This is a genomic window from Paenibacillus sp. KN14-4R, assembly GCF_052180255.1.
GTDB lineage: Bacteria > Bacillota > Bacilli > Paenibacillales > NBRC-103111 > Paenibacillus_AM.
In genome coordinates this window covers 1,183,447-1,208,556 of the sequence record NZ_CP197466.1, presented here as the reverse complement: position 1 = coordinate 1,208,556, position 25,110 = coordinate 1,183,447, and the positions used below count along the sequence as shown (strand labels likewise).

Below are 25,110 nucleotides of genomic sequence, written 5' to 3'. Positions count from 1 at the left end.
CACTCACCCCTGCCCTGGCACTTCAACGACGAACACTTCGCGAATTTTGCGGAATGACACGAAGGGCTTAACCATGACTTTATGGGTGATTCCAAAGTCTCCAACATCACGTGAAACAACGGTTCCAACCGGAATCCCACTTGGGAACACTTGACCTAGGCCTGATGTAATAACCGTATCGCCAACAGCAATCGGATCATCCTTATCTACACGTGTCATGATAAGTAGACCTTTCTCATTGTCATAGCTTTCAATAACACCATAAGAATCCTTATCTTTCCCTTGTACAGTTGTGGAGATCGCCTTGGACGAGTTATCAGCCTCATTGATATCCATTAATAATTGAACTGTAGAAGAAAGAGGTCGAGTTTCTTTTACGCGACCGATTAATCCATCCACCGTCATAACGGCCATATTCGGTTTGATTCCATCTTTTTCACCTATATTGATGGTAATCGAATTGTTGTATGGATCAATAGAATTCGAACCTGTCACTTCAGCAATGCGATACTTATAGTTATTTGCTTGTTTCTGATTTTCTGTAAAATGAAGCTGCTCTTTTAAACGTGCATTCTGTGCTTCTAGATCATTCAGACGCTGCGTATCTCTAGCATATTGCGTTAATGTTAATTTAAGCGTTTTGTTCTCATCATAAATAACACCTAGACTTCCAACATCTTTAAAGAAACCCGCTATATAAGCAGCGGGCTTGTAGACGATACTTTGCGTCCAAGAAATTGAGTCTTTTATAAATTTTTCCGGCCAAGTCATACCAACACGTCCACCAAGCGTCAGACCCATCATAATAAAGAAGAAAATGAGTGCGAACATCAGTACAATTAGCCGTTTATTCCCCATAAATCTAAACAATATGAACACCTTCTCAACATGGCGCTAGAGCTATTTTTTCTTGTATCTTGCACTGGAGTCTGACCCTTTGAACAAATGCATGTGATCAAGGGAACGACCCGTTCCGATTGCAACACAATCAAGCGGATTATCTGCAACAATAACAGGCATGCCTGTCTCTCTTGTTAACAATTTATCTAAATTACGTAGGAGCGCCCCACCGCCTGTTAACACAATACCGCGATCCATAATATCTGCCGCAAGTTCTGGTGGGCATTTTTCAAGTGTCATTTTAACTGAATCAACAATAGCAGTAACAGTATCAGCTAAAGCTTCTGTAATTTCATCCGAAGTGATCTGCATTGTTTTCGGCAATCCCGACACAAGATCACGACCACGAATTTCAAAGCTTTCTTGCTCGTCAAGCTGCATGGCAGAACCAATCTCAATCTTGAGTGCTTCAGCCGTACGTTCACCAATCATCATGCTATACGTTTTCTTAATAAACTGTGTAACTGAATCGTCCATGTTATCCCCAGCTACTCGAATCGAGCGGCTTGTTACAATACTTCCAAGAGAGATAACAGCAACTTCAGTTGTACCCCCACCAATATCAACAACCATGGAACCTGTTGGCTCCCATACCGGCAGATCTGCACCAATTGCAGCTGCTAGCGGCTCCTCAATTGTATGTGCTTCACGTGCACCAGCTTGTTTGGCTGCGTCTGTCACTGCACGTTTCTCAACAGCAGTAATACCTGACGGCACGCAAATCATCACATTCGGATGACGCCCGAAGAACATGCTTGGTTTATGCGCTTGACGCAAGAAGTAACGAATCATAACAGCTGTTGTTTCAAAATCAGCAATAACGCCGTCTTTCATCGGACGAACCGCTCTGATATTCCCTGGTGTACGACCAATCATATTTCTCGCGGAGTTACCTACCGCTTCAATTGTTTTTGTATCTGTACGCAGAGCAACCACTGAGGGTTCGCGGACAATAATACCGTTGCCTTTTTCATAAACAAGGGTATTTGCAGTACCTAAATCAATTCCATAATCTTTTCCACCGAACATTTGTAGAAGCTCCTTTCCCTTACTGTCATCACTGTGTTCAGTTCAAACATAATGCTCATTATATTACATAAACCCCTGTTCCTTCAAACTTACGAATTCTTTATCTCCAATTATGATGTGATCAAGCACCTCAATCCCAATAATACCACCAGCTTCAAGCAATCGTCTCGTAATGTCAATATCCTCTTTACTAGGCGTTGGGTCACCGCTCGGATGATTATGTACGCATACAATTGACGCTGCACTTCGTGTAATTGCCGCCCGAAAAATTTCGCGCGGATGTACGATAGCGGCATTAAGGGATCCGATGGATAATGTTTCCTGACCAATCACATGGTTTTTCGTGTTTAGAAATAAACAGACGAAATGCTCTTTCGTTAAATATCTAAGTTCCTCGGTAAGCAAATTAGCCGCGTCATGGGGTGAGCGTATTGTAATTGCATCACTCATCGTCGATCGGGCAATTCTGCGACCAAGCTCGATGCCAGCCTGTATTTGCAGGGCTTTGGCATCACCGATGCCTCGAATCTGAGTTAATTGTTCCCTGCGCATTTCTACCAATGAACGTAAGCTGCCCGCTTCTACCAACACTCGTTGTGCAAGTCCGATTGCGGATTCTGCCATTGTACCCGTCCGCAGCAGAATAGCAAGAAGTTCCGTATTGCTAAGTGCTTCTGCACCAAAGCGCAGCATACGTTCACGTGGTCTTTCTTCACTAGGAACATCTCGTAGTGCAAGATGAGGCAAAATATGATTTCCCTTCTTTCGTCATAATATGGGTGTATGAATTTTCATTAATTCCCATCTATTATAACATTTTCACAGGGAAGTCATATGGTAATATTTTGGAATTATTACGGATTTACAAGACATCAACGCCGAATTCACTCAGCATATCACTCAGTAAGGAAACGGATAACCCCACGACATTAAAATAGTCACCATTAATCGAATCTACGAAAGTCGCACCAATGCCTTGAATCGCATATGAACCTGCCTTATCCATCGGCTCTCCTGTTGCAATATAACGTTCGATTTGTGCTGGACTAAGCGGCTTCATATGCACATCAGTAGTACGATGCCGAACAATTTCTGCGCCAGTGGCTAGATCAACACAAGCAATCCCTGTATACACTTGATGGGTTGTATCCTGCAGCATAGTCAGCATATGCGCAGCATCTTGTTCATCTGCAGGTTTACCAAGTACAACACCATCTTTGACAACAATGGTATCTGATCCAATTAGGATGGTTTTACCTTGGAACAATACGGTCCCGGCTTGGCCTTCTTGTTTCAATCGTTCATAGACAACTTTTACCTTACGTAAACTAAGCGATTCCACAATTTGTGCAGGTGATAAGGATGCCTCTACTTGTTCATCCGCATCGCTAACTTCAATCCGATAAGGAAACCCTAGTGACCGAACAAGCTCTTGCCTGCGTGGTGAAGACGACGCAAGAACAAGCATGACTTGATCAGAATCAGTCGTATGCACGCTAAATCCCTCCTTTTCATTTTCCAATAATTCGCCTTTCAGGATGTGCAATCTTAAAGCTTTCGATACAACCATATCGCTCCGATGAGCCCTATAACCGCACATAGATTCAGTTGAACCTGAAGAGACACATTATACTTGATGACATTTAAATCAGCCTCAGGCTTCCAAGAGAACCCTACTGATTTCGTCAAAAATGAAAGTGCTTTAACAGGGGCTAGTAACTCGCCAATAATGATTCCTACTACCAGTCCAATCATAATAAATAGAATCAGTACAAAATAGTTTTTTTTCATATATTTACTAGTTTCCGTCCTCTCCCAAAATCTACATGCCTAATTATACGTGCATCTTCGAGCGCTTTCAATGTAGAATAAGGCCTGGGAGGAGATACATAATATGAAAAAAGCAACACGAATTCTACTTCTTTTTACTATTTTCACTCTCGCATTTCCAGGTGCAGCTTCTGCTCTGCGAGTTGTGGTCGATCCTGGACATGGTGGAAATGACCCTGGAGCGATCGGTGTAACGGGTTTACAAGAAAAAACAGTTAACCTCAGTATTGCTCTGAAAGTTCGAGATGAACTTCGTAAACGTGGCATTGAGGTTATCATGACTCGAGAAAGTGACAAGTATTTAAGCTTGCAAGAACGAGTCGATTTTACAAATCGTCAATCTGCTGACCTCTTCGTATCGGTACATGCAAATTCGCATTCCAACGAAAATGCACGTGGTGGACTCGTTTTATATTACGACAATCGTTATCCACAGGCAGATTACCCAGCTTCTTCCGAGATGGAGGCTCTTTCGCCTTTATCAAAGAAATTTGCGGAAAACATGCTGCAGGCATACATACAAAATACCGGTTTAAATAATCAAGGTTTGGTGCCAAGTGCTGTATATGTCGTAAGGAAGGGGACAATTCCCAGCATTTTAGTGGAGACCGCCTTTTTAAGCAACGCTGAAGACGAAGCTATGCTTAAAAGTGATGCTATGAAAACCAAAATGGCGATTGGGATTGTGAATGGTATTGAAGCTTTCCAAGGAACGAAGCCACCAGAGACAAAATATCCAGATATCATGGGTCATTGGGCTCGTGATCCGATACTCCGAATGATCGATAAAGGCTTGCTTAAAGGGTATCAGAACAAGTTTGAACCGGATCGTGCTTTAACTCGAGCTGAGTTTGTATCGCTAATGGACCGTGTCTTTGAGTTTGACAAGCTCCCATCAAGTGGCGATAGTCAGTCAACTACATTTACAGATTTATCTAATCAGCACTGGGCTTATTCATCCATTATTAAAGGGGTGCAACTTGGCGTAATTAGTGGTTATCCAGATAACACTTTGCGACCAGAAGCTCCGATTACGCGTGGTGAAGTCGCCCACTTATTTTACAAATTAATGCAAACATCCAAAGGAAAAACGGAACAAAAACAAGCAGATGCGTTCGTATTCACCGATGTACCGAGAGATCTATGGAGTGCACCTGCAATCTATGCGCTTCATACCGCAGGCATTATTAACGGATTCACACCGACGACATTTCAACCCGATCGAAGCATGAATCGGGCAGAGATTGCTGTATTGTTAGATCGCTACGTATCCCAAATCAAATAAAACACAATAAAAACACCGACTTGAAAGTATGGATTAATCATCCGATCACATCCTTTACTTTTAGTCGGTGTTTTCCTGTTCGTTTATACGAGTTTAATAACTTGTTGGAATGCTTTTTCCGCAAGCACATATTGCATCATTGCGGATTGCGCTTGCCATAATTGTGCTGTTGCTGGCTTGGTCACATAGGCTTCTAAAGCACCAATTGCTGCTGTCAACGACTTGGTCATATTTTGCACATAAGTCATGGAGGAGGTGTCGCCATCCTTAAGAGACGCTGCTGACGTAAGCCAGGCCTGCTCCGCTGCTTTAAGCGCATTTATGGTTGCAGCATCTATTGTAGTAAGACGTGTCTCTTCAATATGCGGCATGATGATACCGGAGAGCGTAACCATTAACTTACTTCCCGTATTTAGCATGTTTCCAACTTGGTCTGGCTTTGCCCCTGTCCATTTCATTTGAGTAAGCGCAGGGAGGTCAATCATTTTAGCGTATACATCGATCTTCTTATCTTTAAACACTTTCGTTAATCGCTGGGATTCCGCTTTGGACGCTGCTATACCTGCGAATACAGTTGACTTGTCGCCTTCTTCTGTTGCCGGTAAGATACCTTTACTCTTTAAGCTATCCACATCCGATTTCAGTGATGCTGCACTTGAGAATATACCATGCTGCAATAAAACATATGAACGTGCTTCTATCTTAACAGGTACAGCTGTAACTTTTTCATTTGTTGATGAAGCTGCCGATTTCGTCGCTCCGGTATCTTCTGATTTTACCGTACTTTTCTCACCTGCTGTCCCTTCGGTTGGCTTCAATAGGGTTCCCGGATTCGGTGTAATCGTACTTACTTGTCCGAGTGTAGAAATAGATTCCACACTCTTTGATTCTTGTTTAGAGCCATCTCCCATAAGCATCGTGAGTATAAAAAAACCAAATGCAGCTCCTGTCACAACAGCACCTGCAACAGCACCTGCCACTTTCCACCATTGCATAGGAGGGCGTTTTCGGTAGATTGTACTTAGCTCGGGATCACCTTCGCTCCAAAATTGATCAACACCCCAGTCTTCGTACATTTCTGACTCTTGCCTTTGCTCGTTATTCTGATGTGGGTTGCTGAAATGAATTCGTCTAGGCTGTGTGTAAGGATCCTGGGCTCTTTCTGCATCATAATAATCATTAACGCCGTTACGCTGCTCCTGTGACTCTCTGATGATCCGTTCAACGCGTTCAGTCTCCGTCTCAAACGCACTCTGCCATGGCCCAAAATCAGTTGTATATTGATTGAGTAGTGTTGGATCTAAATATTCAACATCGTCTCTGTACCGCTCATTCACTTGAGACTCTACTGGAATGTCCACCCGGGTTTCAACTCGGTATTCATCTTCCTTAAGTGGAATAATGACAGGTTCAGCTTGTTCCTTATTTAATTTATCAACCCGATTGCCATTACGATCAAACCGAATTGTAAATTTACCGTTATCCATAATCCTCTCTCCTAACACAATCAATTTAATAGTTTGTGAGTGTTTGTTACTAGACTATGATTAAGAGGAGAGATTTATGCCGCTTTTCCAAGTGACTCGACTTTTTGATTATGGTTGACTAACAAAAGGGCCACAGCCTTCAGGAAGATTTACTTCCGATCAGGTTGTGACCCTTTTTTACAACTATAAATATGAGGTTCTTATTACAAACTAGAACGTTCTTGCAGCAATTTAGCTAAACCATGAGATACTTTCCAGATGTCTCCTGCACCCATTGTAATAACCAAATCTCCGCTTTTCACGTGACCAGCCAAGTAGTTCAGCACATCCTCACGATCTGGAATATGCTGTACATTCGGATTGCTATTCTGACGAATCAATTCTACGAGCTTAGCTGATGAGATACCCTCAATCTGCTTCTCACCGGCAGGGGAGTATATATCAGAAATAATAACCTCATTTGCCTCAGTAAATGCACGTGAGAACTGTTCGAACAAATAATAAGTACGTGTGTAACGCTGTGGTTGGAACACAACTATAATATTCTTCCCAGTAGCTTTGGTCGCTGCAATTGTCGCTTCAATTTCAGTCGGATGATGTGCATAGTCATCAATAACTAGAATATCATCTACTTCACCAAGCACTTGGAATCTACGCTTCGCACCACGGAACTCTTTTATCGCAATCGCTATTTTTTCAAAGGAAATACCTGCTTCTAAGCAAGTAATAACTGTTGCAAGTGCATTGTACACATTGTGCTTACCTGGAACAGAGAGCTCGATTTGACCTAACAGCTCACCTTCTCGCACAACATCAAAAGATACTTGACGATCGCCTAAATGAATATTCTGTGCGATATAATTCGCTTGCGCGTGAATACCATACGTAATCACTTCGCTGCGAATGTCTTGCTGCATTTGTTTTAAATAGGGGTCATCCAGACAGATGATCGCTTTTCCGCCTTCACGCACTTGGCTCAAAAACTGTGCATATGCCTTTTTCAAGTTTTCAAAGTCGCCATTGTAGTTCTCCAAATGATCGGCTTCAATATTGTTCACAAGTGCAAGAGTCGGGTGATATTGAAGGAACGTACCATCACTCTCATCCGCTTCTGCTACTACATAATCCCCTTTACCCGCCTTAGCATTAGATCCAACATTCATGATCTCTCCGCCAATAATATAGGTTGGATCCTCACCGCAGTTTTCCATCACAAGGGCAATCATGGAAGAAGTCGTCGTCTTCCCGTGTGCACCTGCAACTGCAATTCCTTTTCGAGCGTTCATCAATCTAGCAAGCATTTGTGAACGATGGATAACTGGAATACTTAATTTCTCTGCTTCCTTAATTTCCACATTATCCTTCGAAAGAGCTGTCGAATACACGACAAGGTCAGCACCTTTAACGTTGTCTGCCTCATGTCCAATATAAACATGCGCACCTTTGGCTTTTAATTTCTCTGTCAATTCCTGCTGTGCCAAATCAGATCCAGATACCTGGTATCCCATTTCCAGCATCACCTTGGCGATGGCACTCATACCATATCCACCAATGCCGATAAAATGTACATGTTCTGATATATTCAAGCCTTCCTCACCATCCCTTTTCCGAATCGGCTTTACGCAAAATCCAGGCGCGTACATCAGAGATCAGGTATAGCGTGCCTGACACGACTCCTAAATCCTCTGGTTTGGTTTTGCTTTGTAATAATTCTAATGCCGACTTCCAATCTGTTTCTACGATTACTTCAACATCCGTGCGTCCCATCTCAGCTAACTGCTGATACACCTTATCGGCGAGTTTAGACGCATCTTCTTTTTTATGAAAATTCGCTTCCGTAACGATCAAAGTATCCACTATTGGTAGTATATGACTCAAATAGCCCGTATGATACTTCGTCGAGAGCATTCCGATCATAAAATGAAGCTTTTTGTACGAATAAGTACTTTGTAACGCTTGAGCAAGCGCAGCAGCACCTTCCGGATTGTGTGCACCATCCAGTAAAAGCTTCGGCTCTTTGGACACTAGCTCTAATCGCCCCGCCCATTGCGTATGCTTCAGCGCTTCTTGCAGCTGCTCATCTTCAATCATTAGCGCATAATACTGACGAAGTACTTCGAGCGTCATAAGCGCGGCTGAAGCATTCTTCAATTGATGCTGTCCATTCAGCGAAATCTCAAGTTCAGGCAGCTTTCTAAATGGCCCATCAAAGCGGAACTTCTGACTGTTCTCTTCATTCGATAACGTTTCATAATGGAATTCCTCATGGAGTGTGTATAGTGTTGCTTTACGTTCTTTGGCTACACGCTTAATTACTTCAAGTGCTGCCGGATCTTCGACTGTACATACAACAGGTACGCCAGACTTAATAATTCCAGCCTTCTCTGCTGCAACCGCCTCAATCGTATCACCAAGCACATCCATATGGTCATGCCCAATGTTCGTAATGATCGACACAACAGGTGTTACAATATTGGTTGAGTCCAAACGACCGCCAAGTCCTGTCTCCCAGACCACATAATCCGGGAATGTCACTGTTCCAAAATAAAGCAGGGAAATCGCCGTGCAAACTTCAAACATGGTAGGTGATCCAAGTTCAGATTCAGCAATTTCATCAAATGCCGGCTTCAACCGATTCGCTAAATCAAGCAATTGCTGCTCTTCAATGTCTGCACCGTTATATTTCATGCGGTTCGTGAATTTCTCGATGTAAGGGGACGTAAACGTCCCCACATCATAGCCGCCTCTGTGCAGCACTTCACTCAAATACGCACAGGTCGATCCTTTTCCATTCGTCCCCGCAACATGAATAAATTTAAGTCTGCGCTCTGGATGACCGAGCTTTTCCATGAACATTTCCATGCGTTTAAGTCCGGGTTTAATCCCATGCGGTACTAAACCTACAATCCAATTTACTGCATCTTCATATCGATCAAATGCTAGCTTTACTGCTTCCCCATTAGATTGTGCCACTGTTTCTCATCCCTTTGCTTGTTAGAATGCGTTTTTACGCTTTCAGTTCTGCTAGACGGGCAATTACTTTTTCACGCTTATCGGCATAGTCTGCTAGCTTCGCTTTTTCTTCTTCAATTACTTTAGCAGGCGCTTTTGCAACGAACCCTTGGTTGGCAAGCTTCTTCTCAATTCGCTCCACTTCACCATCAAGCGTCGCTACTTCTTTTTCAAGACGAACGAGTTCTTGGGCAATGTCAATTAATCCAGCAAGTGGTAAGAAGAGCTCAACGCCTGTCACAACAGCTGTCATTGCTTTCTCTGGTGCAGTCATCGAACTATTAATTTCAAGTGATGACGTGTTACAGAAACGTTGAACATAGTTTACATTACCTTGTAGAATCGCTTCTACTTGAGCAGTTGCAGGTTTAATGTTCAATTCGATTTTCTTGCTCATTGGCACGTTTACTTCTGCACGAATGTTACGCACAGAACGGATGATGTCCATCAACATTTCCATCTCTCGAACAGCTTCTGGAGCTTCAAATCCTGCTTCATATGTCGGCCAAGCAGCAAGTGTAATGGTTTCCCCTTCATGCGGCAGATGCTGCCATATTTCCTCGGAAATAAACGGCATGAATGGGTGAATTAAGCGCTGCGTGTGATCGAGCACGTAAGCAAGAACAGACTGAGTCGTCTTTTTCGCTGCCGCATCTTCACCATACAAGCTTAGTTTACTAAATTCAATGTACCAATCGCAAAGATCATCCCAGATGAAGTTATACAGCAAGCGACCTGTTTCACCAAATTCATATTGTTCAATCAAGCGGGTTACATCACGAACTGTTTCATTCAAACGATGTAAAATCCAGCGATCAGCTGTGCTCAAGTTACCGCTCAAGTCGATATCCGAAGCCTTGAATCCTTCTAAATTCATAAGCGCAAAACGAGACGCGTTCCAAATCTTATTCGCAAAGTTACGCGCTTGCTCTACACGTTCCCAACGGAAACGTAAATCTTGACCTGGAGTAGAAGAAGTGGAAAGCATGTAACGCATCGCATCTACACCATATTTTTCAATCACTTCAAGTGGATCAACGCCATTACCCAATGACTTGGACATCTTACGACCATCGGCATCACGAACAAGTCCGTGAATAAGGACATCTTTAAACGGCACTTGCTCTGTAAATTCCAAGCCTGTAAAGATCATACGAGCAACCCAGAAATAAATGATGTCATAACCAGTTACAAGTACATTGGTTGGGTAGTAACGCTCCAGATCAGCCGTTTTTTCCGGCCAACCGAGTGTGGAGAACGGCCACAATGCGGAAGAGAACCATGTATCTAGGACATCATTGTCTTGATTTAAGTTAGCAGATCCGCACTTCGAGCAGCACGTTGCATCTTCACGCGCAACTGTCGTCTCGCCACAGTCGCCGCAATGCCACGCTGGAATACGATGACCCCACCAAAGCTGACGGGATATACACCAGTCACGAACATTTTCGATCCAGTTCAAATACGTTCTTTCAAAACGATCGGGTACGAAGTTTACGCCATCACCAGATTTTTGAGCTGCAATTGCGCGTTCAGCTAGTGGCTTCATGCTCACAAACCATTGAGTGGAAAGATACGGCTCAACAACTGCACCGCTGCGCTCGGAGTGTCCCACTTGATGCATGTGCTCTTCGATCTTGATTAGAACGCCTTGTTCTTTTAGATCAGCTACGATTTTCTTACGGCAATCGAAGCGATCCATTCCCTCGTAAGGACCTGCATTGTTGTTCATTGTACCGGATTCATCCATCACGAGAATGCGCGGTAAATCATGACGATTTCCTACTTCAAAGTCATTCGGATCATGAGCAGGTGTAATTTTAACTGCACCCGAACCAAATTCTTTTTCTACATATTCATCGGCAATAATCGGGATTTCTCGACCAACTACTGGCAGAACAAGCATTTGACCGATCAAGTGCTTGTAACGCTCATCTTCTGGATGAACGGCAACTGCTGTATCACCAAGCATTGTCTCTGGACGAGTTGTCGCCACAACGATGGAGTGCTGACCATCTTTGGTTTTGTACTCAAGGTGGTAAAGCGCACCCTGCACTTCTTTATATTCAACTTCGATATCCGATAGCGCTGTACGAGCTGCCGGATCCCAGTTAATGATGTAGTTCCCGCGGTAGATCAAACCTTTTTCATAAAGAGATACGAATACTTCACGAACCGCCTTGGACAAACCTTCATCCAACGTAAAGCGTTCGCGCGAATAGTCGAGCGAGAAGCCCATTTTCGCCCATTGTTCACGGATCGTTTCAGCGTAATGTTCTTTCCATTCCCATACTTTCTCCAAAAACTTTTCCCGTCCAAGGTCATAACGTGTTAAACCTTCTTCACGAAGCTTTTGCTCTACTCGTGTCTGTGTAGCAATCCCTGCATGATCGGATCCTGGCAGCCATAGTGCATCATAGCCTTGCATTCTTTTGGTACGAATTAGGATATCTTGCAAAGTGTTATCGAGCGCATGACCAATATGCAGCATTCCAGTCACATTTGGAGGTGGGATTACTATGGTATACGTTTCTGCGTCTTTACGCTGACCTGCTTTGAAAAACTCATTTTTCATCCAAAAGTCATACCATTTTTTCTCTGCGCCTTTTGGATCATAGGTTGTTGGCATCGAAAGGGTTGGTTGTGTTTCTTTTTGTTCAGACATGAGATTACCTCCTATTTTTTGAAGTATGCTTCTCAGCACACAAGACGAATTGCATCACAGACCACATGTCGGGCACGTGCGAATTCAGAAAAAGTGCTAATCCATATAAATTCTAGACAACTAAAAAACCCTTCCGTCACAAAGGACGAAAGGGCTCAGCTTCCGTGGTACCACCTTTATTTCATACCCCTTTCCGCAGCTTCAAAAATGACGCAGCCAGCGGCACTAATAGGAATATGACACTTCAAAGCAGATAACGGCTGCGGCCGGTCAACGCTAAAAGGAAACCGCTATATCCATGCATAGCATGTTATTCTTGCGGCAAGCTTGTTCACGTTAACAACTCCGGGGCGACTTCGTGCGGTCTGCTTAACTACGGAATTTCTCAGCAATTACAATTCCGTTCTCTGAAGGGCATAACGCCTACTACTCCCCATCCTCGCTAGAGTATGTTCATATATTACATCATATGATAAACATTATTGGTTAGAGAGTCAATATGTAAACATCCTAACGGAATAGATGTTCATCCATTATTTTTAAATGGGCAGATAGGCGTGGACGAAACGACATATATGGAAAGAGATCTCGCTCAAGTTCCATTCCTGGGGCAATTTCAATTAATTCGAGATGATGATCCTTTAATTGAAAAACAGCACGTTCTGTCACATATAGCACAGGGATACTCCGCTGAAGCGCATATTTAGCATTGAATGTAATCTGTTCAACCTGTTGAGTAAACTTATGATGCCTGCCTTCTTGTACAATGTGCAATTTCCCCTCGGAAACATCAATTTGTAGTCCGCCAGCAGTAAACGTTGAGCAGAACACGATTTTTTTCGCATTTTGACTAATGTTAATAAATCCGCCACACCCCGTTAATTTCGATCCATATTTACTCACGTTCACATCTCCGAATTGATCTGCTTCCGCCATCCCCAGAAAAGCAACATCAATCCCGCCACCATCAATAAAATCGAACTGCGAAGGCTGATTCAATATGGCATAAGGATTTGTCGCTGCACCGAAGCTTAATCCTTGCGCAGGCACCCCGCCAATCGGACCTGATTCAACCAATAGTGTAAAATCATGCACACCATCCTCAGCAGCAATGCAACCAATGCCCTCCGGTAAGCCGATTCCTAAATTGATAACATGACCCGATTCAATCTCTTGGGCTGCTCGACGCGCAATAATTTTACGTTCATCCAACTTCATTGGTTTCATGCGATCAACTGCTTCGATTGTTTCTCCAGAATAAGCCGAGTTATACACCTCAGCAAACGTCTGCCAATGGTCCATAGGTTCACTGACTACGATTACATCCACTAGTATACTTGGGATCACGACCAGCTTCGGATCCAGCGATCCACCTTTAGCAACCCGCTCCACTTGAACGATAACTTTGCCCCCACAATTGCGTACGGCTTGCGCCATTGCCAGCATTTCAAGTGTTGCAGCTTCCTTTTCCATCGTGATGTTTCCGTATTCATCAGCAGTTGTACCACGTAATAATGCAACGTGCACAGGGAAAATGGGATAGAACAGTATCTCTTCCCCATTGATTTGAATCAGTTGCACCAAATCTTCTGTGGATCGTGCATTCAGCTTACCGCCTTCGTATCTAGGATCTACGAATGTATGCAAGCCAACCGAAGTAATGGTCCCTGGCTTACCAGCTGCAATATCTCGAAATAAGTGTGTAATGACGCCTTGGGGCAAATTATACGCTTCAATTCGATTATCCAAAATGAGCTTACCCAATTGTGGCGCAAGTCCAAAGTGCCCTCCAATCACTCGCCTCACTAAGCCTTCATGAGCTAAATGATTTAACCCTCGATCCTTACCGTCACCTTGGCCTGCTGCGTAGATGAGTGTCAGATCAAGTGGCATCTTTTCCTGCAAAAATCTTCTCTCGAGCGCAGCAGTCAATCCTTCAGGATGTGCACAGCCGACAAAGCCGCTAACCGCAACGGTATGCCCCGCTTCTATGATCTGTACAGCTTCGTCTGTGGATAGAAACTGGACCATCTTCCCATACATTAAATAACGAGGCCTCCGTTAACTTCAAGAACAGTACCGTTCACATAATTCGCATCATCCGAAGCAAGGTACAAGTATGCTTGAGCTATATCAGAAGGCTTACCAAGCCGGCGTAAGGGGACTTTCTCAACCATCAGCGCAAGTACTTTCTCAGGTACGCTGGCAACCATCCCGGTTTCCACATATCCAGGAGCGACTGCGTTCACATTAATCCCTTTAAAGCCCAATTCCTTGGCCCAAGTTTTCGTCATGCCGATCACGCCAGCCTTAGTTGCTGCATAGTTAGTCTGGCCAATATTGCCATGCACACCAACGATGGAAGAAGTATTAATAATTTTGCCTTGGCCTTTCTGAACCATATGCGGAGCGACGAATTTCGTACAGTAAAATACCCCATTCAAGTTCACATCAACAACACGCTGCCATTGTTCAATGGACATTTTGCTCAGCATACTGTCTTGTGTAATTCCAGCATTGTTGATCAGAATATCAATCTGACCGAATTGCTCGATAACGCTTACCACCATCGACGCGACGCTTTCTGCACTTGATACGTCCACTTGTATAAATGTAACCGCATCTTGATAACCCGCAGCACACAGCTTCTCACAAGCTGCATTTCCAGCTTCCGCATTAAAATCTGCCATGACAACAGAAGCGCCATTTTCCAAAAATAATCTGACTGTCTCTAGGCCAATTCCATTAGCCCCACCAGTTACAAGCGCAACTTTACCGTTTAACTTATTCACACCATCACGCTCCATTCTTCTCGTTCGTGAAAAAATCAGTCATTTCCCGAATCAACTGTTCAATGTCATCAACAAGCGGTGAATGGCCGCAATTCGTTAAAACAACAAGCTCAGCGACATGCGCAAGATCTTCCATAATTTCTTGTGTCATTGCTTCCGTAATGACGAGATCGTTCTCGCCCCACAACACAAGTGTAGGAGCAGTAATGCGTTTGGACGCACCAGAACCCGCTGATACAGCTCCATCTATCTCGCTAATATTAAAAATATTCAAACCATGATAGACCTCAGGTAAATTACGTTGTGTCAAAATATCATCTAGATAGATTTCATATCGCTCAGGAACTGGCTGGTTATGGTTATAGAGAGAGGCATTGAACAAAAACCGCATGAATTCACGATCTCGTCGCACATTAGCCCCTTGCACCACTTGAGTACGAATCGTATTGTTCATCTGCTCCTGCGATTGAATACGCTGGCTCAAATCAGAGACAAAATTGGCATCCGTTTCATAAAAAGGATATCCACGTGTTGACATCGATTCGAGCAAAATAAGCTTCTCCACCCGATCCGGATAATCTGCTGCAAACTGCATCACGACTCCTCCGCCTGTTGACCAGCCGACTAATGTAAACCGTTGCAACCCGAGCTCATCTGTGAACATCTTTAGATCGATTGTAAAATCCCCTAAACTTGAGATTTTCTCATGATACGTTGAAATGCCAAACCCTCGTAAATCTACGGCATACACTTTGAATCGATCATCCAGATGCTCCATGACTAAATCCCAATGCTGCGAAGAATTCATGTTTCCATGCACGAGCAATACAACCTGCTCACCGCCCTCACGTTCCCGATACCCAAGTGTTTCTCCATTCGGTAAATGAATGGATTTAAGCGTGATTTGAACCATTCTTCATCATCTCCATTTGATTGTTGTGGCACCCCAAGCATAGCCAATACCAGCCGATACAAGCACAACTAAATCGCCGCTTTTTATCTTCCCTTGCTCAAGTCCAAGCTCTAGACTCAAAATTTGGTCAAACTGACCCATATGACCATATTCATGCAAATAGACAGCTTGATCCACAGTAAGCCCAAGTTCCTTTAACACATAATCGTGCGCAGACTTTTTCATGTGAAGAATCGCAAGATAATCAATGTCGGAGATCGAGTAGCCACTGCTTGCAACTGACTTCTTAACCGCCTCTACAAAATGATGCATTGACCTCTCTTCCAGACGTACTTTCATTGCCTCCGGATCTGGAACATCGAACATAAATGGATTAATCCCAGCCTCCACAGCACCCTGCGTAATCAACTGCTTCGTTCCACCACAAGGGATAATCACATCCTCGGAAAAAGAGCCATCTGTAATCACATGCGTTTCCAGTAACTCAGCAATGCTGGCAACTCCGTCATCAGATCCATTTTTTCGCAAAATAATGGCGCCCCCACCGGCAGATAAATTAAATAGGAAGCGTGTACGTGGATTCGTATAATCGACTAAATCTGAATTGCGATAGCCACCAGCCAGAAGTACTGTACGAATCGACTCGTCGGCTAGCATCATATTTTTGGCAACCTTAAGTGCCATAATCGTCGTGCAGCAGCGCAGCGCAACGTCGAATCCCCATGCATTAAATGCACCGACCTCTTGCTGCAGCTTCAGTGCTGCTGTCCAGACGGGATATTCCTTATGTTCTTCCCCAATATAGAGAACGAGATCAATGGACAAGGGATCAATACCCGCTTGAGAAATCGCTTTACGTGCGGCACGAACGCCCATCTCACAGCTGTGCTCCTCACTATTAGGGATCGGCTTGCGCGAAATGCCCATTTTACGTTCAATAATGTCCTGTGGAATTCCTGACTTATCAGCAATCTCCTGACTAGTAATGTATTGCTCTGGAATATAAGTGGCTAAGCCTCGTATCGAAATGGATTGTGACTGTTTCATATCGGAAATGTTCCTTTCTTCAGCGCGTCATCGATATATTTCATTGCATCATCAAGTGTACCTACTGTCACTTCTTCTTGACTTTGCACATGTGTCACACGAATACGCCACGGCCGATCCTGCTCTCTACTTGCTTCATTCGGACTGAAACGCAGCACGAAAGACGAAACTACTTGGGATTGGAACTCTGCCATGTTGAATCGACCTTCTTTCCATGTGCCTTCGTCCTACGATTGGATAACCACAATTTCGTTGTGCCAACAATTCCACGTGGAAATACGAGAACAACCAATATATATAACAACCCGAAGAATATGACCCAGCGTTCGAATATGGGATGAATCTTAGCTAGCTCTGTTAACCAGTGATGCGCAAGCTCGATAATGGCGGAGCCAAGCACAGCACCAATTAATGTACCTACACCGCCGATAATCGTCATAAGTAGAGCGTTAAGCGTAACGTCTACAGCTAACACGGAACTACTTACAAAACGCAGCATCAGGACATACAATCCTCCACTACAAGCTGCAGCGACGCCTGCAACAACACTTGCGATCACTTTATAATGAACCGTCTCATAGCCAAGCGACTCCGTTCGCTGCTCATTTTCACGAATCGCTTGCAGCACTTTGCCAAGTGGAGAGACTGTAAAACGTCGTAACAATAAGAAAATGACAACCATAGCACCTAAGCTAATCAGATAAAAGGTTCTGCGGTCCATAATCGCTTCCGGTATTTGAAAAGCGAATCCCTCACTACCATTCGTAAGCGAACGCCATTTATCAGCAACAACGAGCAATAATCCCGATAAAGCCAAAGTTAACATCGCATAGAAATGACTCTTGAGCCGCAGGGATAAGATGCCCACAACGTAACTCAGAATTGCTGCGAGAATGATACCGGCTACGAATGCGAGGAGCAGCATACCGAGCGAATGACCGAACATTTTCATAAAAATACCGACGGCATATGCCCCTATTCCGAAAAACATACAATGCCCAAACGACACAATACCCACATAACCAAGTAAAATATCGTAGCTCATCGCATAAATGCCAAAGATAAAAATTTGTGTCATCAATATCATCATCATCCGAGAATCATTCACAAACGGAAAACAAGCGAGCATGATTGCGATGATCAATAGTACAAGATTTGATTTCGTCCACGTTTTATTCATCAACATGCATCTCTCACCCCTTTGCTCCGAATAATCCCGATGGTTTAACCAACAGTACAATTACCATCAGCAGCATATTTACCGCTAGTGACAAATCAGGTACATAATAGGCCATGAACGCACCTGACAAGCCGACGAGTACAGATGCGAGCGCCGAGCCTTTAATGCTTCCCATCCCACCAATGACAACAACAATAAACGATTGAATCGCAAACTGCATGCCCATTTCAGCGAAAATAACCCCTGAATACGGTGCAAGCAGCGCACCTCCTAGTGCAGCAAGACCTGCACCTAGCATGAAGACAAAGGTAAACACACGTTGAATCGGAATACCCAGCGCCTGAACCATCTCTTTGTTCATCACACCCGCACGAACAATGAGCCCGAGCTTTGTCCGACTGAGCATCCAATGCAGGCCGACCAATGCGATAATTCCAACAGCAATAATGAATAAGCGATATTTGATAAAAATAACGCCACCCAGCTCAAAGCTCCCCTGTAAAAAAGTCGGGGCAACCGCATTCAGCGGATTGGGTGACCAAAATACTTTTAACAATTCACTCAAAACAAGCATTAAACCCAGTGTCACTAAAATTTGTGAAACATGATTGTTATATACAGGCCGTATCACGATTCGTTCTATAATGAACCCGAGCAACATGCCGATCAGTACCGCACCGATCACAGCAATCAGGAAGCTGTCTGTCATTTGATAGAGCCACACACCAGAGTAAGCACCCCAAGCGAATAACCCGCCATGGCTAAAATTAAGTACACTCATTAAGCCAAAGATTAGCGTTAAACCCGATGCCAACAAAAACAACAGCATACCTGTTGCTAGACCATTGACTAGCAGGCTTAAAAGTGTATCCATAGGTGATTCCCCTTTTCACTGTATCACGCAATTCCTAAGTACTTTTTGCGAGAATCTTGATCATCCCTCAGTTCTTGCATCTGGCCATGATGAACGATTCTGCCCTCATCCATAATGTAAAACCGATTGCCAATCCGACTTGCCATAAAAAAATTCTGCTCGACAAGCAGTACCGTCGTTTTCTCTTTCATTTGTTCTATGGCTTGCATCACCTTCTCTACGACAATTGGAGCAAGACCTTTGCTCGGTTCATCGATGAGAAGAAGTTCATTATCATTCACATAGGCGCGTGCAATCGCAAGCATTTGCTTTTGTCCACCGCTTAAGAGCCCGCTTTTCCGTTTCCAAAATGTTCGAAGATCCGGGAACAACTCCAGAACCCATTCTTGCTTCTCTAGCGTCTTGTCATCGTACTTTCGAATCGCAAGCTGCATATTCTCTTCAACCGTTAAATCGTAGAACATCCCTTGATCCTCGGGCACATAACCGATGCCTTTTCTTGAAATCATATGGGTGGGCATTGCTTGAATCGTTTCTCCTTTAAAGGTAATCGATCCCTTGGCAGCTGGATTGAGTCCCATAATCGTTCTGAGGGTCGTTGTCTTGCCCGCACCATTACGTCCAAATAACACCGTAATATCGCCAGGAGTCACCTCTAGAGAGACGCCTTGTAAAATATGATATTGTTCGATATACGTCTCAATTGCATCCAATTTAAGAAGCGTCATCGTACAACCCTCCCAAATAAGCCGATTGCACAAGTTCATTTTGCATAATATCCTCCGGTGTGCCATCCGCGAGCAGACGCCCATTAAACAGTACGGTAACACTGTCTGATAAGTCTAAGACCATCTCCATCTTATGCTCGATCAGCACAATCGCCCGATCACGACGTTCTTTAATGCTGCGAATGACGTCCAAGATCGCAGGCACTTCTTCAAGTGAAATTCCAGCCGTTGGTTCATCTAATAGTAATAAATCGGATTTTAGCGCAAGCAGCATTGCAATCTCGAGCTTACGTTTCTCGCCATGCGCTAAGTTTTTCGCAAGCGCATCCGCTTTGGCACCAAGAAATACAGCATCAAGCAGTTGGAGCGATTCTTCTTCGAATTGCTTGAATTTTGAAAAATGAGAAAATAGATTAAATCGAACACCCGCAGTAGATTGAACCGCTAAACGCACATTCTCAAATACCGATAAATTAGGAAATACATTTGTAATCTGGAACGAGCGTCCCATACCAAGTCTCGTGCGTAAAGGAGGGGGCAGATGTGTAACATCTGCTCCCTTGAAAATGACTTGACCTTTCGTAGGTTTTAACTGCCCACTAAGTAGATTGAAAAATGTCGTTTTGCCTGCACCATTGGGTCCGATGATGGATTTAAAATGGTTATTTGGAATGTGTAAACTGACTTCATTAACTGCTGTATGTCCTCCAAAAGCGATGGTTAAATCGCGCGTTTCCAGTATCGAATCCAAATGAAAGCACCTCGTTACTTTTTATTACGAATCGGTGGTGTCGTTTCTTCTTTCGTCAGTTCACGCATCAAGACAGGCACTGGGTAAGCAACTCCATCTTTTTTCTCAAGTTTAATCGCATATAGGGGTTGTAAAGCTTGGTGATCTTCAGGGCGGAATGTCATCGTGCCTTTCGGAGTCTCGAATGACATGCCTTCCATCGCTTTAATCAGTTTCTCTGCATCTACATCGCCATTGGTTTTCTTAATTGCTTCCACGACGGCAATCGCAGCACTCATCCCACCAGCCGTGAATAAATCCGGCACTTCGCCGTTAAAGCGTTTTTTATGTTCTTCAACAAGCCATTTATTCGTATCAGTCTTCGAAAGTTCATTGTAATAGACAGAGAAGCCTTCCATCCCAATCAGATCGTTCATCGTTTTAAGAGCTGCAATATCTGGGGCACCTGTCGAAATCTTAATGCCTTGCTGCTGCACTTTCATATCCTGCAATTGTTTCCAAGGTGTATTCGCACCAGCCCATACAATGAATAGATAATCTGGCTTCGAGCTAACGATCTTCTGAATATTTGCTGTAAAATCGGTTGCTGCCGCATCTGCATACTGCTCGGATACGATTTGTGCACCTAATTTTTGTGCAGATTCTTTGAAGGCTTTAATACCATCGCGTCCAAAAGCACTTTCTGGAGCGAAAGTGGCAATCTTAATGCCCGGCTTGGCAATTGCAGCTGCTCCAGCAGCCGCATCCTGCGAAGAGTTGCGTGCAGTACGGAATACATACTTATTCCAGAACTCACCTGTGATGCTGTCTGCAACAGCCGGTTCAACGACCATTACTTTTTTATATTCCTGCGCAAGTGGTAATACCGCTAATGTATCGCCTGAACTGGAAGAACCTACAAGAAAATCAACTTTATCTTGATCGAGCAATTTAGTTGCTTTTTTCACAGCTACATCTGACTTGGTTTCTGTGTCTTCAATTATGAATTGAATCGGGTGACCTGCAATGGTTTTTGTGCCTTTAGTCGCATAGTCAATTCCAAGTTCAAACCCTTTAGTAGTTTGCTTACCATAGCTTTCTAATGCACCTGTAAGCGATGCAAGAACACCAATCTTAATTGGTTTACCTGTAGCTGCTGGAGCACCTGTGCTCACTGCTGAACTCGGACTGCTGCTTGGCGTGCTTGAATTCCCCCCACTTGCCTGATTACTTCCGCAAGCAGATAACAATAACGCTGCACCAACCAAAAGTAGGCTTCCTTTACGTGCTAATGTATGGACAAACATGTACAAATCCCCCTTACCTTGTATTGCTCACATCATAAAAGAGATCAGTTACAAATGAGTTACATCTGTCTGCATGATGAGCTGATACAACTGTTTCGTCACAGGCATTGGCTCTATCCCTAGTTCCCCTTCAAGTACATTGCAGCATTTGTGATACCATTTGATCGCCTGATGCCGATTGTTTAATTGGTAATGACATTGCATGAGAAGCCGATAAGCTTCTTCCCAACAGTTGTCCTTTAGAAGCATCTGCTCACACCAGTGAATAGCGCCATCATATTGACCTATTTTTACAAAAAGCTTTGCCAATCGCTCTGCCCCTCTTAGGAAAAATACAAGCAACCGCTCCCGTTCCTCGATACACCAATCCTCAAATCGACGATCAGGTAGGAAATCCCCTTTATACAGTTCAAGGCCTTTTTCCAAATAACGCACAGCACGCTCATCAATTTGCTCTTCTAAACCCGCCTTCATTAAGTTTTCAAAGTCAACTAAATCTAGTTCCAACCCCGCAGCAATATTTAACCCATAAGAAGAAGCCTGTCGATGGATGAAAAAAGGATTCACGCGCGCCTGTCGATTCGGCTCTAGTGCCGTGTTAAGCGCATTAAGCGCCACTTTAAAATCACGCATGGCTGACTTCTCATCCATATGAGGGAATAGACGAGCCACAATCTCGTCTTTTGTCACCAGCCTCTGTCTTTTAATCAGGAGCAATTGGAATAGTTCCTTCGCTTTCCCACGCTGCCAGTCTTTCTCCAGCAGTTCCCGATCACCCAGCCACACCCTGAAACTGCCAAGGGTATCAATCCGAAGTGTATAACCTGGATGGTAAGTCATGTGTTCCAAGCCTAACCGATTAAGCAAATACGAAACATAATGGCTTTGAATATCGAGTCGCTGTGCTTCAATTAATAACGGAACAATCTGACGGATATCGCTAGGCCCTAGCAAAGTGCGTTTTTCAATTAAAAAGTCATATCCACCCGCTTGCATCATTCGCAAGAATGACTCCATCACCTTACCAAACTGCTCAGACAATTCCTGTTGATACGTAATCATCGCTTGCCAAAGTAATGAAACTGTAACCCCGTAACTATCTCCAACATGCACATACTGCTCCTGACATTCTTGAAAGACTGCAAACGCTTCCGTTAATCTGCGCGCATGATACAGCGATACGCCTATCGATGTTTGTATCAATGCGGATAACCAATCATCCTTCACCTTAACGGTTTCCGCTAAAGCATCTTTGCCATATTGCAGCGCTTGCTCAATGAGACCTTCGCGACCATATAGTAAGCAAAGACCCATCAAAGGCTCAGCCTTCCCTCTAGAAATATCAAGCTGCTCCATCATATCCAACGCTGTTTTGTAGCAATTATGGGCAATCGAGAACGTATACTTGGGCATAAGCTGTGCCGCATGTCCCATTCGCATCCAACCGCATGCTTCAACAAATGGAGCTTTCAGTTCAATACCCTGCATCATTCCAGATTCAGCCAAAAGTTTAGCCTGCTCGGCATGACCGACCATCACTTCCACAAGAGCAAGCAATAAATTGATCTCTCGATGTGAGCGTGATAAATGGTTTTTGCCTTTTTGCAATTCAAGACGGCTAATCCGTTCTAAATCTTTCTTCACCTGCTGCAATCGGCCTGTCCGCAAGTGCAACCGAGCCTCCAACTGCTCATCTTGAAAATTTGAATTTAACTCGCGACAGCGTGCATACCACATTTCAGCCTGCATAGCACGTCCAGAATTCACAAGGTTCTCCGCCATTAATCCGTACAATCGAAGCAAATGTTCATGATCCGGATGTTCTTCTAGCTCTAAGAGTTCAATTGATTTCTCTAGCAGAGCCTCCGCTTTCCCTGGCTGAATCGTGTCTAAATAAATACGTGCTTGACCTTCTAATGCAAGACTTCGAATGAACACATCCCTGTTCTTACCCGCAACTTCTTCTCCTTTTATGTAACAAGCCAGCGATTGCTCGAACGAACAACGAAAACGGTGAATTTCTCCTTCATATATCCATAGCATATAAAACTGGCTTTTTAATCGCTCAGGAATGCTTTTAATGCGTTGAAGCAAGCTTTCCAATTGACCATGATCAATCATCTGTCTTCCATAGGTTTGAAGCACTTGTGCCAGCGCATAATCATCCCCAATTGCATCTAAATGATAAATCGCCTGATCATGTTTACCATTTCGTTCAAAATATTTAGCTGCGGCACGATGCAATTCCATATAATCATCTTTACGTTTGCGAAGCTCCTCTTGCAGAAAATCTCTAAACAAAGCATGATACCGAAATTGCCCATCAACAAGCGGCAGTAAAAATAAATTTTGTCTACTAATTTGAGCAAGCAAAGCATGCGATTCATTACGATCAAAAATACGGTCGCACAGCTCCCCTGTTAATTCCTCCAAAATACTCGTCTCGAGCATGAACTGGCTCATCTCAGGGGATAATTTCTGGGTTACTTCTAAGGCCAGAAAACGAAACAAACCTTCCATTGTCTCTGTATTTGCTCCGAGTACAGTCGACACATTGCCGCCGGTAAGAAGCAAGCGCTGCCATATAAGCTGAATAGCAATAACCCAACCTTCGGTCTTGTGGTAAATACGACGAACGTCCTCAGATTGCAACGTACATTCATAGTTATCCGTAAAAAGAACTTCAATTTCTTCTTCCGAAAACGCAAGATCTTTCTCGCCAATTTCCAACATATCACCACGGACTGCCATTGTTGTGAGCAGATCCCATTTCGGAAGCCTACGACTTAACAGCACAAGGTGAAACCCACTTGGCATGTGATTAATCCACATCTGCATGAATCGATCAATCGCAACAGAATGCATGACCAAATGAAAGTCATCAATGATAAGCACCATCTCCTGCTTCAAATCCAAGAGATGATTAATGAATGATTCGCACAGTGCATTAATTTCCTTTTCCTGTGTGAAGTGTTCGCCTACCTTCATTCGCGTAAGTAAACTTGTTCCAAATTCCGGAACGTTCATTCGAATCGAATAAATGACATAATGAAGAAAAGGTACCAAATCATCATCTTGTGCAGATGTGCTATACCAACAAAATGGAATCGATTCCGAATGAACAAAAGCGGACAATGCTGTGCTTTTACCATAACCCGGCCCTGAATGAACAAGAGTTAGTGGGTAATCTACAATTCGCTTTAATTTCTTCGTAAGGATTGAACGTCTGAGCATATGTTTTTTCAATTGAGGAGCAGCTAGCTTCGTCATTAAGATCATGTTCTCTGTCTTCACTTCCAACCCCCTAGCTGGAAAATGGTAAAATTTTCAG

General features: G+C 43.7%; 21 protein-coding genes. 1 reads left to right on the top strand and 20 read right to left on the bottom strand.

What is annotated here, in order from left to right:
• Positions 1-3 precede the first annotated feature (3 nt).
• From mreC to ACSBOP_RS05710, 5 genes are all read right to left on the bottom strand, one after another.
• A complete protein-coding gene (gene mreC / locus ACSBOP_RS05730) occupies positions 4-870 on the bottom strand; it encodes a rod shape-determining protein MreC (protein WP_442603476.1) in 867 nt (288 codons plus the stop codon).
• Between the two features lie 30 nt (positions 871-900).
• Positions 901-1,929, bottom strand: a complete 1,029-nt coding sequence (locus ACSBOP_RS05725) for a rod shape-determining protein (protein WP_442603475.1) — start codon at positions 1,927-1,929, stop codon at positions 901-903.
• Between the two features lie 63 nt (positions 1,930-1,992).
• The gene (gene radC, locus ACSBOP_RS05720; protein ID WP_442603474.1) at positions 1,993-2,676 is read right to left on the bottom strand and encodes a RadC family protein; all 684 of its coding nucleotides are present in this window, start codon (positions 2,674-2,676) and stop codon (positions 1,993-1,995) included.
• 115 nt (positions 2,677-2,791) lie between these two features.
• The gene (locus ACSBOP_RS05715; protein ID WP_442604392.1) at positions 2,792-3,397 is read right to left on the bottom strand and encodes a Maf family protein; all 606 of its coding nucleotides are present in this window, start codon (positions 3,395-3,397) and stop codon (positions 2,792-2,794) included.
• 80 nt (positions 3,398-3,477) lie between these two features.
• Positions 3,478-3,720 carry a DUF4321 domain-containing protein gene (locus ACSBOP_RS05710; protein WP_442603473.1) on the bottom strand — a complete coding sequence of 81 codons (243 nt, stop codon included), beginning with the start codon at positions 3,718-3,720 and terminating at the stop codon, positions 3,478-3,480.
• A gap of 103 nt (positions 3,721-3,823) precedes the next feature.
• Here ACSBOP_RS05710 and ACSBOP_RS05705 point away from each other — a divergent pair, with 103 nt between their 5' ends.
• A complete protein-coding gene (locus tag ACSBOP_RS05705) occupies positions 3,824-5,044 on the top strand; it encodes an N-acetylmuramoyl-L-alanine amidase (RefSeq protein WP_442603472.1) in 1,221 nt (406 codons plus the stop codon).
• An 83-nt stretch (positions 5,045-5,127) separates the two neighbouring features.
• Here ACSBOP_RS05705 and ACSBOP_RS05700 read toward each other — a convergent pair whose 3' ends face one another.
• The 15 genes from ACSBOP_RS05700 to ACSBOP_RS05630 all read right to left on the bottom strand — a co-directional run bounded on the left by ACSBOP_RS05700 (position 5,128) and on the right by ACSBOP_RS05630 (position 25,073).
• Positions 5,128-6,531 (bottom strand): hypothetical protein, encoded by a 1,404-nt coding sequence (locus ACSBOP_RS05700; protein ID WP_442603471.1) that lies wholly within the window; start codon positions 6,529-6,531, stop codon positions 5,128-5,130.
• Between the two features lie 203 nt (positions 6,532-6,734).
• Positions 6,735-8,117, bottom strand: a complete 1,383-nt coding sequence (gene murC / locus ACSBOP_RS05695) for a UDP-N-acetylmuramate--L-alanine ligase (protein ID WP_442603470.1) — start codon at positions 8,115-8,117, stop codon at positions 6,735-6,737.
• Between the two features lie 7 nt (positions 8,118-8,124).
• A complete protein-coding gene (locus ACSBOP_RS05690) occupies positions 8,125-9,504 on the bottom strand; it encodes a bifunctional folylpolyglutamate synthase/dihydrofolate synthase (protein ID WP_442603469.1) in 1,380 nt (459 codons plus the stop codon).
• A gap of 34 nt (positions 9,505-9,538) precedes the next feature.
• Positions 9,539-12,208 (bottom strand): valine--tRNA ligase, encoded by a 2,670-nt coding sequence (locus ACSBOP_RS05685; RefSeq protein WP_442603468.1) that lies wholly within the window; start codon positions 12,206-12,208, stop codon positions 9,539-9,541.
• A 510-nt stretch (positions 12,209-12,718) separates the two neighbouring features.
• Entirely contained in the window at positions 12,719-14,251 is a 1,533-nt protein-coding gene (locus ACSBOP_RS05680; RefSeq protein ID WP_442603467.1) for an acyl CoA:acetate/3-ketoacid CoA transferase, read from the bottom strand.
• A complete protein-coding gene (gene fabG, locus ACSBOP_RS05675; protein WP_442603466.1) occupies positions 14,251-15,015 on the bottom strand; it encodes a 3-oxoacyl-ACP reductase FabG in 765 nt (254 codons plus the stop codon). The genes ACSBOP_RS05680 and fabG overlap by 1 nt, the downstream gene beginning before the upstream one ends.
• The gene (phaZ, locus tag ACSBOP_RS05670; RefSeq protein WP_442603465.1) at positions 15,005-15,913 is read right to left on the bottom strand and encodes an intracellular short-chain-length polyhydroxyalkanoate depolymerase; all 909 of its coding nucleotides are present in this window, start codon (positions 15,911-15,913) and stop codon (positions 15,005-15,007) included. The genes fabG and phaZ overlap by 11 nt, the downstream gene beginning before the upstream one ends.
• Before the next feature lie 6 nt (positions 15,914-15,919).
• The gene (locus tag ACSBOP_RS05665) at positions 15,920-16,960 is read right to left on the bottom strand and encodes a 3-oxoacyl-ACP synthase (protein WP_442603464.1); all 1,041 of its coding nucleotides are present in this window, start codon (positions 16,958-16,960) and stop codon (positions 15,920-15,922) included.
• Positions 16,957-17,154: a hypothetical protein gene (locus ACSBOP_RS05660; protein ID WP_442603463.1), complete on the bottom strand. Its 198-nt coding sequence runs from the start codon at positions 17,152-17,154 to the stop codon at positions 16,957-16,959. The genes ACSBOP_RS05665 and ACSBOP_RS05660 overlap by 4 nt, the downstream gene beginning before the upstream one ends.
• Positions 17,130-18,140, bottom strand: coding sequence for a branched-chain amino acid ABC transporter permease (locus ACSBOP_RS05655; RefSeq protein WP_442603462.1), 1,011 nt, complete (start codon positions 18,138-18,140; stop codon positions 17,130-17,132). The genes ACSBOP_RS05660 and ACSBOP_RS05655 overlap by 25 nt, the downstream gene beginning before the upstream one ends.
• 13 nt (positions 18,141-18,153) lie before the next feature.
• Positions 18,154-19,014, bottom strand: coding sequence for a branched-chain amino acid ABC transporter permease (locus ACSBOP_RS05650; protein WP_442603461.1), 861 nt, complete (start codon positions 19,012-19,014; stop codon positions 18,154-18,156).
• Between the two features lie 23 nt (positions 19,015-19,037).
• On the bottom strand, positions 19,038-19,742 hold the full coding sequence (locus tag ACSBOP_RS05645) for an ABC transporter ATP-binding protein (RefSeq protein WP_442603460.1): 705 nt from the start codon (positions 19,740-19,742) through the stop codon (positions 19,038-19,040).
• Positions 19,729-20,493, bottom strand: coding sequence for an ABC transporter ATP-binding protein (locus ACSBOP_RS05640; RefSeq protein ID WP_442603459.1), 765 nt, complete (start codon positions 20,491-20,493; stop codon positions 19,729-19,731). Before ACSBOP_RS05640 ends, ACSBOP_RS05645 begins: the two co-directional genes overlap by 14 nt.
• Positions 20,494-20,507: 14 nt before the next feature.
• Positions 20,508-21,779, bottom strand: coding sequence for a substrate-binding domain-containing protein (locus ACSBOP_RS05635; protein ID WP_442603458.1), 1,272 nt, complete (start codon positions 21,777-21,779; stop codon positions 20,508-20,510).
• A 48-nt stretch (positions 21,780-21,827) separates the two neighbouring features.
• Positions 21,828-25,073 carry a BTAD domain-containing putative transcriptional regulator gene (locus ACSBOP_RS05630; protein WP_442603457.1) on the bottom strand — a complete coding sequence of 1,082 codons (3,246 nt, stop codon included), beginning with the start codon at positions 25,071-25,073 and terminating at the stop codon, positions 21,828-21,830.
• Positions 25,074-25,110 lie beyond the last annotated feature (37 nt).